Origin of the sequence: Fulvivirga kasyanovii, from assembly GCF_009711405.1 — a bacterium.
Taxonomy (GTDB): Bacteria; Bacteroidota; Bacteroidia; order Cytophagales; family Cyclobacteriaceae; genus Fulvivirga; species Fulvivirga kasyanovii.
The window spans coordinates 1-426 of sequence record NZ_SMLW01000061.1 but is presented as its reverse complement, the minus strand read 5'-3'; the positions used below and the strand labels follow the sequence as shown (position 1 = coordinate 426).

Here is a 426-nt window from a genome sequence, read left to right as displayed (position 1 = left end):
GATGAAGAAGATCTGAAACTGATAGAAAGTGCCCGTAAGGCCTGCGAAACCTCCTACTCGCCCTACTCCGGATTTCAGGTTGGCGCTGCGCTGCTACTCGAAAACAACGAGGTTATTTCAGGTTCCAATCAGGAGAATTCATCCTATCCTGCCGGATTGTGTGCAGAAAGGGTCGCATTGTTTCAGGCCGGGGCAGGTCATAGTCAGCATAAGATCAGGAAAATTGCTGTTACGGCAAAAAAGGCAGCAAATGAAAAATACATACCCGTAACTCCATGTGGTAGCTGCAGGCAGGTAATGCTTGAATATGAGGTCAAGCAAAGCTCTGCCATAGAAGTTATCATGCAGATAGCAGACAACAAGTGGGTCAAAACGTTTTCCACAGAGGTATTGCTGCCTTTTTGCTTTAATAAAAATGCATTGTAG

Annotated in this window: 1 protein-coding gene; it reads left to right on the top strand. The window is 45.5% G+C overall.

Features of this window, described 5'->3' with window-relative positions; translation table 11 throughout:
* Positions 1-426, top strand: a 426-nt coding sequence (cdd, locus tag E1163_RS00070) for a cytidine deaminase (protein ID WP_155168508.1), incomplete at its 5' end; no start/stop codon positions are given.